This is a genomic window from Rhizobium laguerreae, assembly GCF_002008165.1.
GTDB classification, from domain to species: domain Bacteria; phylum Pseudomonadota; class Alphaproteobacteria; order Rhizobiales; family Rhizobiaceae; genus Rhizobium; species Rhizobium laguerreae.
Genome location: NZ_MRDM01000015.1, coordinates 113,195 through 128,539 on the forward strand (window position 1 = coordinate 113,195; position 15,345 = coordinate 128,539).

At 58.0% G+C, this 15,345-nt stretch carries 12 protein-coding genes and 9 pseudogenes; 18 read left to right on the plus strand and 3 right to left on the minus strand.

Features of this window, described 5'->3' with window-relative positions; translation table 11 throughout:
* The first annotated feature begins 159 nt into the window (after window positions 1-159).
* From BS630_RS23715 to BS630_RS38125, 12 genes and pseudogenes are all read left to right on the plus strand, one after another.
* A complete protein-coding gene (locus tag BS630_RS23715) occupies window positions 160-1,242 on the plus strand; it encodes a hypothetical protein (protein ID WP_077979372.1) in 1,083 nt (360 codons plus the stop codon).
* Window positions 1,239-1,817: a nucleotidyltransferase family protein gene (locus tag BS630_RS38115; RefSeq protein WP_011654137.1), complete on the plus strand. Its 579-nt coding sequence runs from the start codon at window positions 1,239-1,241 to the stop codon at window positions 1,815-1,817. The genes BS630_RS23715 and BS630_RS38115 overlap by 4 nt, the downstream gene beginning before the upstream one ends.
* On the plus strand, window positions 1,783-2,130 hold the full coding sequence (locus tag BS630_RS38120; protein WP_245276903.1) for a hypothetical protein: 348 nt from the start codon (window positions 1,783-1,785) through the stop codon (window positions 2,128-2,130). Before BS630_RS38115 ends, BS630_RS38120 begins: the two co-directional genes overlap by 35 nt.
* A gap of 97 nt (window positions 2,131-2,227) precedes the next feature.
* Window positions 2,228-2,410, plus strand: a complete 183-nt coding sequence (locus BS630_RS38710) for an aminoglycoside phosphotransferase family protein (RefSeq protein WP_077979373.1) — start codon at window positions 2,228-2,230, stop codon at window positions 2,408-2,410.
* Window positions 2,411-2,983: 573 nt separating this feature from the next.
* A complete protein-coding gene (locus BS630_RS37090; protein ID WP_131604168.1) occupies window positions 2,984-3,202 on the plus strand; it encodes a putative metallopeptidase in 219 nt (72 codons plus the stop codon).
* A 293-nt stretch (window positions 3,203-3,495) separates the two neighbouring features.
* Window positions 3,496-4,728 (plus strand): glycine betaine/L-proline ABC transporter ATP-binding protein ProV, encoded by a 1,233-nt coding sequence (proV, locus tag BS630_RS23740; RefSeq protein WP_011654139.1) that lies wholly within the window; start codon window positions 3,496-3,498, stop codon window positions 4,726-4,728.
* A gap of 22 nt (window positions 4,729-4,750) precedes the next feature.
* A complete protein-coding gene (locus tag BS630_RS23745) occupies window positions 4,751-5,632 on the plus strand; it encodes an ABC transporter permease (protein ID WP_011654140.1) in 882 nt (293 codons plus the stop codon).
* A 64-nt stretch (window positions 5,633-5,696) separates the two neighbouring features.
* Window positions 5,697-6,569 carry a glycine betaine ABC transporter substrate-binding protein gene (locus BS630_RS23750; RefSeq protein ID WP_011654141.1) on the plus strand — a complete coding sequence of 291 codons (873 nt, stop codon included), beginning with the start codon at window positions 5,697-5,699 and terminating at the stop codon, window positions 6,567-6,569.
* Window positions 6,570-6,639: 70 nt separating this feature from the next.
* Window positions 6,640-6,930 (plus strand): helix-turn-helix domain-containing protein, encoded by a 291-nt coding sequence (locus BS630_RS23755; RefSeq protein ID WP_011654142.1) that lies wholly within the window; start codon window positions 6,640-6,642, stop codon window positions 6,928-6,930.
* Between the two features lie 49 nt (window positions 6,931-6,979).
* Window positions 6,980-7,324 (plus strand): hypothetical protein, encoded by a 345-nt coding sequence (locus BS630_RS23760; RefSeq protein ID WP_011654143.1) that lies wholly within the window; start codon window positions 6,980-6,982, stop codon window positions 7,322-7,324.
* Between the two features lie 166 nt (window positions 7,325-7,490).
* Window positions 7,491-8,469: pseudogene (locus BS630_RS23765) on the plus strand (IS5 family transposase).
* Between the two features lie 407 nt (window positions 8,470-8,876).
* Window positions 8,877-9,057 (plus strand): annotated as a pseudogene (locus BS630_RS38125) (DUF4158 domain-containing protein); the annotation flags it as partial.
* 15 nt (window positions 9,058-9,072) lie between these two features.
* Here the strand turns inward: BS630_RS38125 and BS630_RS23775 are convergent.
* Window positions 9,073-10,092, minus strand: coding sequence for a 1-aminocyclopropane-1-carboxylate deaminase (locus BS630_RS23775; RefSeq protein WP_077979376.1), 1,020 nt, complete (start codon window positions 10,090-10,092; stop codon window positions 9,073-9,075).
* 94 nt (window positions 10,093-10,186) lie between these two features.
* On the opposite strand from BS630_RS23775, the pseudogene BS630_RS23780 reads away from it, so the two are divergent.
* Together BS630_RS23780 and BS630_RS36685 are read left to right on the plus strand one after the other, a co-directional pair.
* Window positions 10,187-10,936, plus strand: a pseudogene (locus BS630_RS23780) (IS5 family transposase).
* A 104-nt stretch (window positions 10,937-11,040) separates the two neighbouring features.
* A pseudogene (locus tag BS630_RS36685) lies at window positions 11,041-11,818 on the plus strand (helix-hairpin-helix domain-containing protein); the annotation flags it as partial.
* Window positions 11,819-12,008: 190 nt separating this feature from the next.
* Here the strand turns inward: BS630_RS36685 and BS630_RS23795 are convergent.
* Window positions 12,009-12,416: pseudogene (locus BS630_RS23795) on the minus strand (AraC family transcriptional regulator); the annotation flags it as partial.
* Window positions 12,417-13,115: 699 nt separating this feature from the next.
* On the opposite strand from BS630_RS23795, the gene BS630_RS23800 reads away from it, so the two are divergent.
* Together BS630_RS23800 and BS630_RS23805 are read left to right on the plus strand one after the other, a co-directional pair.
* The gene (locus BS630_RS23800; RefSeq protein WP_028744322.1) at window positions 13,116-13,316 is read left to right on the plus strand and encodes a hypothetical protein; all 201 of its coding nucleotides are present in this window, start codon (window positions 13,116-13,118) and stop codon (window positions 13,314-13,316) included.
* Between the two features lie 78 nt (window positions 13,317-13,394).
* Window positions 13,395-13,565, plus strand: a pseudogene (locus BS630_RS23805) (transposase); the annotation flags it as partial.
* A gap of 53 nt (window positions 13,566-13,618) precedes the next feature.
* On the opposite strand, the pseudogene BS630_RS23810 reads toward BS630_RS23805, so the two are convergent.
* Window positions 13,619-13,816: pseudogene (locus BS630_RS23810) on the minus strand (IS6 family transposase); the annotation flags it as partial.
* Window positions 13,817-13,867: 51 nt separating this feature from the next.
* Between BS630_RS23810 and BS630_RS37450 the strand changes: the two are divergent.
* Window positions 13,868-14,095 (plus strand): annotated as a pseudogene (locus tag BS630_RS37450) (IS6 family transposase); the annotation flags it as partial.
* An 84-nt stretch (window positions 14,096-14,179) separates the two neighbouring features.
* A pseudogene (locus BS630_RS36690) lies at window positions 14,180-15,318 on the plus strand (IS3 family transposase).
* Window positions 15,319-15,345 lie beyond the last annotated feature (27 nt).

Below are 15,345 nucleotides of genomic sequence, written 5' to 3' on the forward strand. Positions count from 1 at the left end.
CAAGGCGCTCGCGCGACGTGGACGATTCCGAATCGGGCATGAGGCAAGCCAGAGCAGCAGTTTGCTTTAACAGCAGTTCGCTTTGTTTGCTGCGCAGAACATATAGACATTTTTGCGGATATGCGGCATAGAGGCTATATTTGCTGCGCAGGGAATATCGTGGAAGATTTCATCGCTATCGATATGTTGGGTGAATTGACGGCCAGCCTCACGGAGGCAGGCGGGGAAATCACGTCCGAGCCCATGTTTGAGCCGCAGACGGGAAACTCTCACGCAGATTTCCTTATAGATGCGCGTTTTTTTGATGCGCCCCTCAAACTTGTCGTCGAAGTCAAAAGATCGGCTTTTCCAAGAGACGTCAGGGAAGCAATCTGGCAGCTGAAGAAATTCATTGCCGCCATGCCGCCATGCAATTCCAGAGTTCTCCCCCTATTGATGGCCGATACCATTTCCCCAGGTGCACGTGCACTCCTGCGCGATGAGAAGATCGGTTATTTCGATCGTAGCGGCAGTCTCTATCTTTCGGCCGACAATCTCTTTGTTCTCGTCGAAAAGCCAGCCTCGAAGCAGCAGGCTCGATCGCTCAACAATCTGTTCGTTGGGAGTCGCGCGCAGGCCCTCCATGCCGTCTGGACATTTAAGGACCAATGGTTCGGTGTGCATGAACTGGCCGAGCGGGCATCCGTATCTCCGACAACTGCATCCCAGGTTCTTATCGAACTAGAGCGCCGCGAATGGGCGAGCTCCAAGGGTGCCGGTCCATCGAAGCAAAGGATACTCTCCAGTCCCCGCGCGCTGCTTGACGAGTGGTCTTCCTATGTCGCTTCGCTCAAGCCAAAGCCGCTCCGCTCGTTCTATATGCGGATGGCCAATATCGATGAGGCAATCCATGAGATTGACCGCACCTGCGATGAGAGGGGAATTCGCTACGAAATTTCCGGGCTCATGGCCGGCCAGATCCATGCACCGCACCTCTCGAAGATATCCCAGCTCCATTGCCGCATCGATCATGGCGGCGAAAGCCTTCTCCGAAAACTGGGAGCAAAGGCTGTCAAAGAGGGCTGGAATCTGGGAGTTATAGACTCTAATCCACGCCACGACTTTCTGTTTCGCCAACGGGTCGGTCATGTCTGGGTCACAGATCCACTTCAAACCTACCTCGATCTCCTGCAGCTTGACAGCGGTCGCTCAAAGGAACTGGCCGACCATCTTCGGCTGACAAAACTCGCGGTACCCGAATGACAAAGCCCCAGATACTGACTGAATACAGTGCCGATGTTACCCGCGACTGCGAGCGCGTCCTGGTTACGCTCTTCAGCGGCCTCGGCCCCTGGCGTGATTCCGTCTTTCTGGTCGGTGGGCTTGCACCGCGCTACATCGTCACCAAGAGGCCGCCTGACGTCCCGCCTCATGCAGGAACCGGTGATATCGATGTCGTCGTCGATCTGTCGATCCTCGCCGACACAGAGGCATACCGGACGCTCGAGCAGAACCTCAAAAAAATGGGTTTCGAGCGTGCGCAAAATGACAAGGGCAATAAGGTCAACTGGCGTTGGCAGACCATGACCGAGCACGGCATTCTCGTCATTCTGGAGTTCTTGGCAGACGATCCGAAGCTCCGGGGTGGCGCATTGCAGGAACTGCCGACGGAAGGAAATGTTTCTGCAGTGAATATCCCTCACGCGTCGCTCGTGTTCGGGCACCACGATCGGATGGAAGTCACCGCTGATCTGTTGGGGGAAAAAGGCCGCTCGACAGAATCCATCCCCCTACGCCGATATCGTGGCATTCACATGCCTCAAGGCGTTTGCCTTTGATCACCGGCGTGAGCGCAAAGATGCGCACGATCTCGTCTACTGCCTCGAACACGGAGAAGGCGGGCTCGCCGGCGCAATCGCCAAATTCCAAGAGGCTCTGAAAGGCAACGATCGGGAGGTCATCGAACGTGCCCTGACGCTTTTGCTCCAGACGAAGGCTACTTGCGCGAAGGCAACGTTGCCGTGGCGCAGTTCGAAATTGAAGGTGCTGCCAGACGACACGGAAATCAGAGAAGCCCGGATTTTGCGCCAGCGTGCCGTCAATGACATCATGCTCGAGTTTTTAAGCGCGCTTGGTATTGCGTTCAAGTGATGCTCGGAGCGCGGGCCGCAGGCGGTGAACTCGACGTCGAGCATCATCGCCCTCCGGCCAACGCGGCCAGAAAGCGCAGGATTTTTCCGCACCACAAATGGCCGAACACGGCCAAGACGACGAGGCAAGTGCCATTATATGTGCGGCTACCGCGCGACTCCATCAAGCAAGAAAGCATCAGTTGCCCGAGCTGCTTCCACTGGCGCAATGGTTTAACGCAATCTTGGATCGACCGCGTCAGGGTAGGCGCGTCTTTGAACGGAGGCACCGTAGTCGGTAGTCAATATGGTCGCTGCTCCGCTGGCCTATGCGAGTATTCCGACTGTTGCGACTTGCCACAAAGCATCGCGAAAGGCGCACCTAAACATACCACTTACTGGATCAGGCGCACGTCACTTGTAACCGGCAGCGTCCCCGGGGTAACGCTGAGCGCAATAAGCTGGGCGAGGATCGAAAAGACTTGATTGGTGTTTTCGGCGCCCCTCTCTGGGACGCAATAAGCCGAGCCACGGTAGACTGTGGCGGCAAAGCAGTTGTGCGATCGTCCCCGAGTAACTTTGATAATCGATGTGTCGGTCGCCCGCCGAAGGGCCTCCTCCGTCTGGAGCCTGAAGGCATTGGGGGTGGATCGCATCAATGCTCCAAGATAACGAAAGACAGCAAAAGGCGAGCGCAGGGAAATGGAGAAGGTGAAGGAAGCTTCACCTTCTATATCGTTGTGAAACCTTACTACGAGGTCCTTCGGCGTCGCGCCCGTACCCGACCAGTTCGCGCTGCAGATCTGGCCAGGGCCCTGACGGACTAGGTTGCGCTTGAAGGCGTCGTCGCTGTGTTCGGGTCGGTCCCTGATTTCATGATCACGATCGATGCCAACTTCTGGATGTCTGCAAGCGACGCTCAGGCCCGCGCCCTCATGGAGCATGAGCTATCGCACTGTGCGCAGGAGCTCGACGACTTCGGAGCCCCGAAGTTCCGCAAGCGTCGGATTCACCCGAAGCCGCGCACAACGCCAGGGTCGCAGAAGCCCAAAACAGCCTATTTTTGCGCCATCACGATGACCCGCTGGCAATAAATTTCATTTTTTTATGGACATCGAGCGTATATCCACCTACATAACGTTCAATGCCTCCGCCGAAGCGCTGGTTTCGAATGGAACATGAAGCGCCGAACGCAGACGTTACTATCGATGATTGCCATTATGGCAAAGCCATACTTGGATGGCCAGATACGTGATTAAATCAATAGCGCTTTTCTACATTGGAAACACACCCGACACTTGGAAATTCACAGTAAATACTGCCGTCTCGACAAGCATCGGCTAAAAAAGGAGAATGCCTAGCCTCTTGAGCTCGGCGCCCAAATTATATGAATTCTGCAACTGGAAAAGACGCGCCGACACAATCGGCAACGACCAAGATCAGCCTCAAGAACATCTACAAAGTCTTCGGCGAGCATCCGAAAAAAGCCTTCGCACTACTGCGGGCCGGAAAGACCAAGTCTGAAATTCATGCAGCAACGGGCTGCTCGATCGGCGTCAACGACGCCAGTTTCGATATTCGTGCCGGCGAGATATTCGTGATCATGGGCCTGTCGGGCTCCGGCAAATCAACGCTGCTGCGCCTTCTCAACCGACTGATCGAACCGAGTTCCGGATCGATCGAGATCGATGGCCGCGACATCACCGGCATGTCGCGCAGCGAGCTGATCGCGCTTCGCCGCCGCGACATCAGCATGGTCTTCCAATCCGTTGCACTGCTGCCGAACCGCACGGTCCTCAACAACGCCGCCTTCGGTCTCGAAGTCGCCGGTGTCGGCGAGGCCGGCCGCAAGCAGAAGGCACTGGCGGCGCTGAAGGCCGTTGGCCTAGATGGCTATGCCGACAGCCGCCCGGACCAGCTCTCCGGTGGCATGAAGCAGCGCGTCGGCCTTGCCCGCGCACTGGCCAGCGAGCCGACGATCCTGCTGATGGACGAAGCCTTCTCGGCCCTCGACCCGCTGATCCGCACGGAAATGCAGGACGAACTGGTTCGCCTGCAGTCGGAACACAGCCGCACCATCGTTTTCGTCAGCCACGATCTCGACGAGGCGATGCGCATCGGCGACCGGATCTGCATCATGCAGAACGGCAATGTCGTGCAGGTCGGCGCGCCCGATGAAATCGTCACCCAGCCGGCCAACGACTATGTTCGCTCGTTCTTCCGCAATGTCGATGTCGCCCATGTCTTCAAGGCCGGCGATGTTGCCCGCAAGTCGCAGGTGACGATCATCGAGCGCGAAGGCGTGTCCGCTGCCGCAGCGCTCGAGCGAATGAAGAACTACGATCGTGAATACGCGATCATCCTCGGCCGCGACAAGACCTATCACGGCATGATCAGCCAAACTTCGCTGATCGAGAAGATGCGGGCCAAGGCAGCCGACCCCTATCGCGGTGCTTTCCTGACCGAGATCCAGGCCATTCCGGCTTCCGAGCCTTTGTCGAACGTGCTCGGCAAGGTCGCCGCCAGCCCATGGCCGGTACCCGTCGTCTGCGATCGCAACCGCTATATCGGCTCCATCAGCAAGTCGGCGCTGCTCGAAACGCTCGATCGCGCCAGCTGACCCCAAACACATCGGATATACTATGAACTTCGATATCGGAAACGGCATCGACGCTGCCGTCAATTACGTCCTCGACAATTTCTCACCGCTGCTGGACGCCATCGCCGCGACCATCGGCTTCGTCACGGATGGTATCCAGAATGCCCTGCTGGCTATCCCCATGCCTGTCGGCATCGCGATCTTCGTGATCCTGTCGCTCTGGCGTGTCGGCATCGGCTTTGCGGTGTTCACCGCGCTCGGCCTGCTGCTCGTCAATCACATCGCCCTCTGGGGCCCGATGATGGAGACGCTATCGCTGGTGATCGCCTCGACGCTGATCGCCATGCTGGTCGGCCTGCCGCTCGGCATCTCCATGGCGCGCAAGGATTCCGTCGCCGCCTTCGTGCGCCCTGTTCTGGACCTGATGCAGACCATGCCGGCCTTCGTCTACCTGATCCCGGCCGCGATGTTCTTCGGCCTCGGTGCCGTACCCGGCGCGATCGCCACGGTGATCTTCTCAATGCCACCGGTGGCCCGCCTCACCAATCTCGGCATCCGCCAGGTGGATGGCGAATTCATCGAGGCCGGCAATGCCTTCGGCTGCACCGCTACGCAGTTGCTCTTCAAGGTGCAGTTGCCGAATGCCCTGCCCTCGATCATGGCCGGCATCAACCAGACGATCATGTTGTCGCTGTCGATGGTGGTGATCGCCTCGATGATCGGTGCCGGTGGCATCGGCAACACGGTACTGACGGGCATCCAGCGTCTCGATGTCGGCACCGGCTTCGAAGGCGGTATCGCCGTTGTCATCCTGGCCGTCATTCTCGACCGGATCACCCAGAGCCTCGGAAAACCCCGCGCCGCCTTCTGGCTGGGACTGTTCCGCAAGACCGAGCGCGAGGAACTGGCGACCGCTACTGCCTGACCCCCGCGTCAGACCAATGCGGGCAACGACCCGTCTAATGCGGACCTTCACAAAAGGAGCACATATGTTCAAAACACTCGCAACCCTCGGCCTCGCCGCCGCCCTTCTCGTTGGCACCGTCACAGCGACCATGGCTGCGGATGCCAAGCCGGTGAAGATCGGCTGGGCCGCATGGTCCGACGCCGAATTCGTCACTAAGCTCGCTGCCAGGCTGATCGAGACCAAGCTCAACCAGAAGGTCGAGCTTGTGCAGGCAGACGTGGCGCCGCTCTACCAGGGTGTCGGCCGCGGCGATCTCGATGCGATGATGATGGCCTGGCTGCCGCAGACCCATGCGGACTATTATGCCAAGGTCAAGGAGAAGGTCGAGACGCTCGGCACCGTCTATGACGGCGCCAAGCTCGGCTGGGTCGTCCCGGACTACATTCCCGCAGACCAGATCGGCTCGATCGAGGATCTCAAGAAGGAAGACGTCCAGAAGAAGCTCTCCGGCACCATCCAGGGCATCGACCCCGGCGCCGGCCTAACGCGCCTGTCGGAGAAGGCCGAGAAGGATTACGGGCTGGGCAGCTACAAGCTGCAGATCTCCAGCGAAGCCGGCATGCTGACCACCGTCGATCGCGCCGTGCGCGGCGAAAAGTGGTTCGTGGCCACCGCCTGGAGCCCGCACTGGATGTTCGGCAAGCACCAGCTGCGCTACCTCGACGACCCGAAAAAATCGTTGGGTGAAGCCGAGCACGTCGACATTCTGGCGCGCAAGGACTTCAAGTCGGAATATCCCAAGGTTGCCGACTTCCTGTCGCGCATGAAGCTGCCGATTCCCGATCTGGAAGCGGCGATGTTTACCGCGCAGCAGAGCTCCTATGATCAAGCAGTCGACAAGTACATTGCCGACCACCCCGACCAGGTGAAGAGCTGGATCGGCGAGGAAGGCTGATCTCCGACATCATGCTCCCCAGCACCATCGTGCTGGTGAGCATCTTCGCAAGATTGAGCAGGAGCGGCAGTTGTATATCGACAGCCCGGACACGTTCTACACGACTGACGACACCATCGGCGGCCGGATATCGCTGGCGCGCGACGCGAACGGCCTGTCGGTCGAAGCCGCCGCCCTCGCAATCGGCATCGCGGCAGGCACCTGGATCGACTGGGAAAACGATCGTGACGCTCCCTTCCCCGACCGCCTCGTGATGATTGCCGAAGCGCTCGGGGTCAGCCTGGCGTGGCTCGTCAGCGGACGTGGCGAAGGGCCAACCTGGATCACCAGTGACAACGCTTCTGCCTTTCGTCCGGACTGACGGCCAACGGCCGCGCCAAACGATTTCAGCAGGACAAGGAACGACATCGATGGATACCAGCACAATCACATCCGAACTGACGCAGAACATACCTGGGGCGCCGGCCCTGGAAGCAGGATCGACAACCGGCCAGCCGATCGATCTCTCTGCCATGCACGCCCTCTATTCGGATATGGGATGGCTGATCGCCGAGCGTTTTTCATCGCTTGAAGACCGCCAGAGGGTATTCGAGCTGATCGAACTCGGCATGCGAAGCGGTGACCCCAAACTGAAGCATGCGGTATCGACCGGCTTGATCGAAGCGATGATTTCCCGCACCGGCGCGCAGCCGGCGAGGTGGCGACAGATCTCGGCGGAGCTCGGGCCGTTGTCCGCTGCCTATATCCACGGATAGCTTTTTCCCCTGCCAAGTTCCGCCCATCTCGGCCGGCATCAGCGTGGATCGCAGATGCCGGCCTGTTCGTCTTCGGCCAGCCCCCTTCCTAGTGGCGTTGTTGCGTGGATCACCCGGCGACTGATATTGAGCGGTTGTTTTCAGTCTCCTGATCGGGATTTCGACGATGCCGCACACGTCCAAAGCCGATCGGCGGGACAAGATTGCCAAGCAGAAATATCAGGTGACGAATTGGCCGGCATATAATGAAAGCCTGCGTCAACGTGGTGATTTGACCATCTGGGTGAAGGATGAGGCCCTGTCTTTATGGACGGCGCGAAGGCGGACATCGCGGGGTGGTCAGCCGAAAACTCGGATCTGGCGATTACGTTGTGCTTGATCCTGCGCGTCGTCTACGGGCTGGCGCTACGCCAGACCCAAGGCTTGATGCGCAGTGTTGCGGCGCTGATGGGGTTCAATATTGCCGTGCCTGACGTCTCCACCCTGTCTCGCCGGAGCAAAGGGCTGGCGTTGCCGTCGACAAAGTCCCGAGCCACAACATCAGGTCCGGTCCATCTGGTTGTCGACAGCACCGGCTTGAAGGTCTTCGGCGAGGGCGAGTGGGTGGAAAACAAGCACAAAACCAAGGCCAAACGCAAAAGATGGCGCAAACTGCACCTTGGTCTCATCTTGTCATTGGTGAGATTGTTTGTTCCGATCTGACCGTGGATGATGTCGGCGATCCGACAGCGTTACCAGGACTTCTGGACCAGATCGGTGGCCCCTTCGAGAAGTTCATTGCCGCCGGCGCCTATGATGGAACGCCAAGCCGAGATCTTTTGGCGACACGCTCTGGTGAGATCGTAGAGGTCATTATCCCACCTCCCAAGACTGCCGTTGCCAGCCCTCAATCGGGGCTGGTTCCATCCGTCCGCGATCGCCATATTGCAGAAATCCAGACTAAAGGGCGGATGGCCATTGCAGAAATCCACCGACTACAACAAGCGCAGTCGCGCTGAGACCCAGATGGGTCGATGGAAGGCTGTGCCGGGCCCAAACTCAAAGCACGACATTTTGAAAATCAGAAGACTGAAGCGAAGATTGGCGTCCGTGTTCTTAACCGGACGACAGAACTTGGCCGGCCCAAGTTCGAGCGCGTTGCATGAAAAATGCAGTGGATAGGGTTGCCTTGTCCAAAGTCTGATCCATGCAACAGTGCTGTTGGTGGGAGCCCAGGCACGTGATATTGCGGCACGGTGACAAATGCCCGATGTCACCGCATTTATTCTTCCACCAACCGCAACACTGGCGGGGCTCCACATGCGCGGAACGCCTTTAGGTCGACTTGAACCATCGGGCCACGCGGCGTGTGCATGGTGAGGGTGCTGATATCGACATCAATACCGGATTTGTGTACGTCGCGGATGGCGTCGTTCATTTGTTGAAGGGCTGCGCCTAGTCTTTCCTCAGCATGCTTCTGTCTTGCGAGGTGAGATGTCATGGTTGTCCTGATCGTTTGCTGTTCGCTTTCCGCTTATGCGGGTAGCTTTTTGGTCCGCGCTGGGGTTATCTCATCCCTGGGGAAACGTGCGCGGATCCACGGAAGTTTTTCGTTATAACAGTCGAGAAGACAGCCTCATCCGACGCTATTCGTTTTCACTGTCGGATCGACTGGAGATCGACCTGCGGAGGCGTGATCATAATCGGCTCGACTTGCCATTCAGCTATGTTTAACGCGATACCCGGGCCGGTTAACCTGACGGTGCCAATCACCCGTCCTTGTAGTAATAGCTATAGCCGTTGAGCGCCGGGGCGCCGCCGAGATGGGCGTACAGCACCTTCGAGCCCTCGGAGAAGAAGCCCTTGCGTGCGAGATCGATCATCCCCTGCATCGACTTTCCCTCATAGACTGGGTCGGTAATCATCGCCTCGGTGCGCGCCGCGAGCCGGATCGCCTCGTTGGTCTCCTCCGAGGGCACTCCATAGGCGGGATAGGCGTAGTCAGGGTTGATGACGATCTCGTCTTCACGCACCGACCGACCAAGGTTCACGAGTTCCGAGGTCGCATCGACGATCTTCCGCACCTGATCCCGCGTCTGCTGGAGGGTGCCCGAGGCGTCGATGCCAATCACCCGGTCGGCCCTGTCTAGTGCGGCAAAGCCGACGATCATTCCGCCCTGGGTTGAACCGGTGACAACGCAGACGATGATATAGTCGAAGATGAAGCCGAGGTCCTTTTCCTGTGCCGCGACTTCCTCGGCGAAGCCGACATAGCCGAGGCCTCCGAACTTGTGTACCGAAGCGCCAGCCGGGATCGCGTAGGGCTTGCCGCCCGCATCCTCTACCGACTGAATCGCATCCTCCCAGCTCTTGCGGATGCCGATGTCGAACCCATCCTCGACCAGCCGGCTGTCGGCGCCCATCAGTTTCGTCATCAGGATATTGCCGACACGGTCATAGACCGCATCGTAGTGCGGCACCCATTTCTCCTGGATGACGACACATTTCATGCCGATCTTCGCCGCAGTCGCAGCCACCATGCGGGTATGATTCGACTGGACCCCACCGATCGACACCAGCGTATCCGCGCCGGAGGCGATCGCGTCGGGCACGATATATTCGAGCTTCCTGAGCTTATTGCCGCCCATGGCGAGGCCGGAATTGCAGTCGTCGCGCTTGGCATAGATGTCGACCTTGCCGCCCAGCGCCGCAGTCAGCCGCGGCAGGTGCTCGATCGGCGTCGGGCCGAAGGTGAGCTGGTAGCGTTCGAACTTTTCCAACAGTGACATCGATCAGGACCTCCGTGCCGAATTTGTGGTCGAAGGCTAGGGGCTGTTGAGGTTCAGGGTTTCTTCTGGGGCTTGTTTGTGATTCAAGCTGCAGATGGAACGATTTGTGCTGACGGACGCCCAATGGGCGAAAATGGAACCACATTGCCACGGCAAGCCGTCTGATCCCGGCCGAAGTGGCAGCAACAACCGGCGCTTCATCGAGGCAATTCTTTGGATTGTGCGTACAGGAAGCCCGTGGCGAGATCTCCCCACGGCTTTTGGGAACTGGAACACGATCTACAAACGGTATCGTGATTGGGTCAAAGCCGATGTTTTCACAAGGCTTTTTGAGGTCTGCTCAGATGAGCCTGACATGGAATATGCCATGGTTGACGCCACCATCGTCAAGGTCCACCGCCACGGACAGGGCTCAAAAGGGGACTCAGAGCCAGGCTATAGGGCGTTCGAAGGGCGGCTTGACGACCAAGATCCTTGCGTTGACTGACACACTTGGAAATCTCTTTGTTCTTCTGCCCGGTCATCGCTTCGACACGGTAGGCGTTGCTCCGCTCATCGATGGCATTGGTTTTGACGGGCTGATCGCTGACAAGGCCTTCGACAGCAACCAAATCGTCGCTGATTTAAACGAGCGTGGAGCTAAGGTCGTCATCTCCCAGCATCCACGACGAAAAGCAGCTCTTCCACTCGACAGCGAAATCTACAAATAGCGGCACCTCATCGAGAATTTCTTCTGCAAACTCAAAGAGTTCAAACGCATTGAATGCGAGCGGACAAAACCGACCAAAGTTTCAGCGCAATCATTCACCTCGCGGCAGCCGTTATAATCGGGTCGGCCAGTTGATGGCCGCCGCGCCGCGCGTTGAAAAATCGAAGACGGATAGCTGCGAGAATTCGTAGTTTTGGAGGTCTTCCCCTTGGTCCCTCGACGTAATTTTCGCTCTGGAGGGAGAGCGCCGCCATGCTGTCCGCTTGGGCATGCGCTTGGTGCGTGGACTAGCGGCGGTCGACGCAGCACGCATAGTCGCCGCCCGTGCCAATCACCCCTTCGACAGCATCGATGACATGTGGCGGCGCGCGAGCGTTTCGGCAGCATCGTTGGTCGATTTGGCGGAGGCCGATCCTTTCCTGCCATCGCTCGACGTTCAGCGACGGGATGCGCTGTGGGCGATAAAAGCTTTGCGCGACGAGCCACTGCCGCTCTTTGTTGCCGCGGCCGAGCGCGAGATGAAGACGATCGCCGAGCAGCAAGGAGCCTGATGTCAAACTCCGGCAGATGACAGATGGGCACAACGTCATCCAGGACTACAGCCATACCGGCTTGACTCGACGCGAGCACCCGATCGCGTTTTTGCGCAAGGACCTTGCCGCTCGAAGCATCGTCACCTGCGGAGAAGCCATGTCGGCTCGAGATGGCCGTTGGTTGATGACCGCTGGCCTTGTTCTGGTCTGTCAAATGCCGGGAACGGCAAAAGGCGTGATGTTTCTGACGATCGAGGATGAGGCAGGTCCGGCGAACGTCACCTGGCCGAAGCTCTTCGAGGGACGCCGGCGCGTTGTACTTGGATCGAGCATGATGGCTATCAATGGCCGAATCCAACGGGAAGGGGAGGTCGTGCACCTCATAGCCGAACAGCTCTTCGATCTGTCGGGCGACCTATCCGCCTTGGCGGATCGTGATGGGGAGTTCAAACTGCCGACGGGTCGCGGTGACGAGGCTTGTCATACCGCCAGATCCCACGTTTGATCGATGCCCGGTTACCGTGACGGTACCGCACCTCGACCTCTGCTACGAAATTGGCGATGGCCGCGGCTTCTATAAGCTGGAGGGTGTTCGGCGGCGGGACGATTCTGTCGCCGAAGTCTAAGCCGACGCACTTCACGTCCGAGGACATCGGGTCACAATCAAGCAGCTACGGCAAGAAGACGAGCATCAGCGACTGAATCGGTCATCCGCCCGCGGTAAGGATAACCAAGAGACCTGAAAAATACCTCACCTGGGCCGGTCGCCGTTACATGCCGATTGGCCTCGGTCCACGCCCAGCCGCTGCGCATTACGCCGACGTTCCCGTGATCAATTGGGCTCGATCGCAGCATGGCCTGATCGCGAATATAGCTGCATGCCTGCGCGCGCTGCTGAACGATGAGGATATCGCCGAGATGCCATCCGGTCTGTTCCGCAAGAAAACCGTCGCCCTCTGATTTTCCATCCGGCAGATGAACATCCACAAGCGGTCGCCATATGTGATTGCCAGGACTGGAACTGTTCTTTCGGTGGCAGGTTATGCGTCGAAAATCAAAGGGCACCAGCGCCGCCGCTCCAGGTGCGCCGGTCATTCCTGTCCCGCAGCGGGGTCATCTCCAGACTCCGTAGCCATCCAATTCCTCCAGCGCATAAGCCGATCCGGGCGGCTGACACTGAAGCAAACAATCGTTTTCGCGGCTGAACCTTGCAGCCATCCGACAAAAGCCGAATTGGCTAGAGCTTTACGTGCATAAGCTACTTATCATATTCCCTGGCGAGCAGAAATGGACGGACCGATAATTTTCAGGATGCGGCGATAACGACAATTGCGTCCTGTTCATATATCTAGATGAGTAGTGATTAATTCCGAAGGAAGTTCGGAAATCCAAAATACGCAGCTGCCGGTGCAATGTAGTTTCGGGGCGCCGGCAACATAAAACGATATTATTCAAAACAAAACATGCAAAAATAGGAGGATAGGTCGTGAACTATCGGAGAATTGTTCTTGCGCGCTTTGCGCAAGCGTTGGCTTGCAACAGGAATCATTCTGCGTGCACCCGCTCAGGCGCCGGGAAGAATTCCACCGCCTATTGTGCAGATTCATGCGAGACGCTCCTGATGCCGGACATCGGCAAATAATGGCGCGCGAGGGGTTGCGCGCAGCCGAGGCAATCTGTGTCGATGCGTAGTGGCTTGAGGCTTGCATGCAACCCCTCCCATATCCACCCATTGTCGAAATTGTTTACGCTGCCTTTCAGATGGCAGAGCGGAGGCTAAGATGACCACGGCATGTGATGAGAAATATATCGAATTGAAGCCGATTTCGAGCTGCAGACGAGAAGTCGAAGTCGCGATGGTGGAAATGCTCGTCAGTTTGCAGAAACGTGGATGGTCGGCTGCGGAATTGGCACTGGCGCTCGCAGATGCCTCCGAAGATCTCGTCATGCTGATTGCGACCAAAAGGCTTCGACCGAATTAGGTCGTGGTGACGATTTAACGGTTTGGGATTCCGCCGGAGGCGCAAATCAGATTCAAGGCTGACTTTTGGAGATCGGCCGTGGATTGTGATGCGCTTCGGGATGACCAGTGGGAACGGATCAAGGATTGTGTGCCGGGCGGCACGAAGGGCAAACGCCGCCCGCGCACGAACAACCGGCTGTTCCTGGACGCGCTGTTGTGGGTGGCCCGTTCCGGCGGTCGCTGGCGTGACCTGCCCGAACGGCTCGGCGGGCACTGTAAACTTAACGCTGCGAAGACAAGATCTGGGAGTGAGGCTTTGGTTCATTCGGCGTGGCGCGATTTGGCGCATGCTTGCATGTCAGTTGCTTGCAATTCTCGATGGTGGGTGGATGGAATACCGTGGCGGGGAACGTTAAAGAGGTTGGCGATCGGGTCGTGTACGGAAACGAAACGCTGAAGGTGTCGCGCTGACTTGAAGCGCTTCATGATCCTCTCCCGCCGTCGGACGGGTTGATGAGAGGGTACTGTCACATTGATTGAGCGGTATGGAATTGAGGTAGCAGCGCACCCATGACCGTGAGTGCACCGACATACAGGAACCGCGGCTATCGGATCGAAATCGTAGCCCGTGCTGTCTGGCTCTACTTTCGCTTTAATCTGAGCCTGCGCGATGTCGAGGAAATGCTGCTTGATTTCGGGATCGTCGTTTCCTACGAGACCATCCGCCGATGGTGCCGAAAGCATGGCCTTGATTATGCGCGCCGCATACGCCGCAAGGCGCCGATGAAAGGCGATGTCAGAGCTGGCTCGGGAAATCTGCACAGCGGGGATAAGTGGAATTTCTGCCTGACTTCGGCTTAGATGCCAGGAACAGGAGATACCATGACGAGACGACCGCGCCGGAACCATAGCCCGGCTTTCAAGGCAAAAGTGGCGCTCGCCGCCATTCGAGGCGAGCAGACGCTGGTGGAACTGTCCCAGCAGTTTGACGTGCACGCCAACCAGATCAAACAGTGGAAAGACCAGCTCCTTGAGGGGGCGACAGGCGTTTTCGGTGATGAAACCAAGGCGGAACCGGCGGGACCAACCGTCGATGTCAAAACCCTGCATGCCAAGATCGGCGAACTGACACTGGAGAACGATTTTTTATCCGGTGCGCTCGGCAAAGCGGGATTGCTGGGCGGAAAGAAATGATCGACCGCGAGCATAAACTGTCGGTCGTGCGCCAAGCGAAGCTTCTCGGCTTCAGCCGTGGCAGCGTCTATTATCTGCCTCGTCCGGTGTCTGACGGGGATTTGGCCCTGATGCGACGGATTGACGAATTGCATCTCGACTACCCCTTTGCCGGAAGTCGGATGTTGCAAGGGCTCTTGAGGGGAGAAGGGCTGGAGACTGGGCGGCTGCACGTCGCCACGCTGATGAAAAAGATGGGCATCGAAGCGATCTACCGTCGGCCGAACACCTCCAAACCAGCGCCTGGACACAAAATCTATCCCTACCTCCTGCGCAAGCTGGCGGTCACCCGACCCAACCAGGTGTGGGCAATGGACCTGACATATATTCCGATGGCACGGGGCTTTGTCTATCTCTGCGCCGTCGTCGACTGGTTCAGTCGAAGGGTTCTGTCGTGGCGGCTGTCGATCACGATGGAAGCAGCCTTCTGCATAGAAGCGGTCGAGGAGGCACTTGCCCGTTATGGCAAGCCGGAAATCTTCAATACCGACCAGGGATCGCAGTTCACCTCCATCGACTTCACGGCGGTCCTGAAGAAAGCATAGATTGCCATCTCGATGGATGGCAAGGGCGCGTGGCGGGACAACGTGTTCGTTGAACGGCTCTGGCGGTCGATCAAATACGAGGAGGTTTATCTCCACGCCTACAAGACCGTATCCGAGGCCCGCGTCGGCATTGGCCGATATCTGACCTTCTACAATGGCCGACGCCCACATTCATCCCTTGACCGGCAGACGCCGGATCAGGCCTACTTCAACGCGCTGACACCAATGATGGTGGCGGCATAATCGAGGCAGAAATCCACTTAGCGAAAC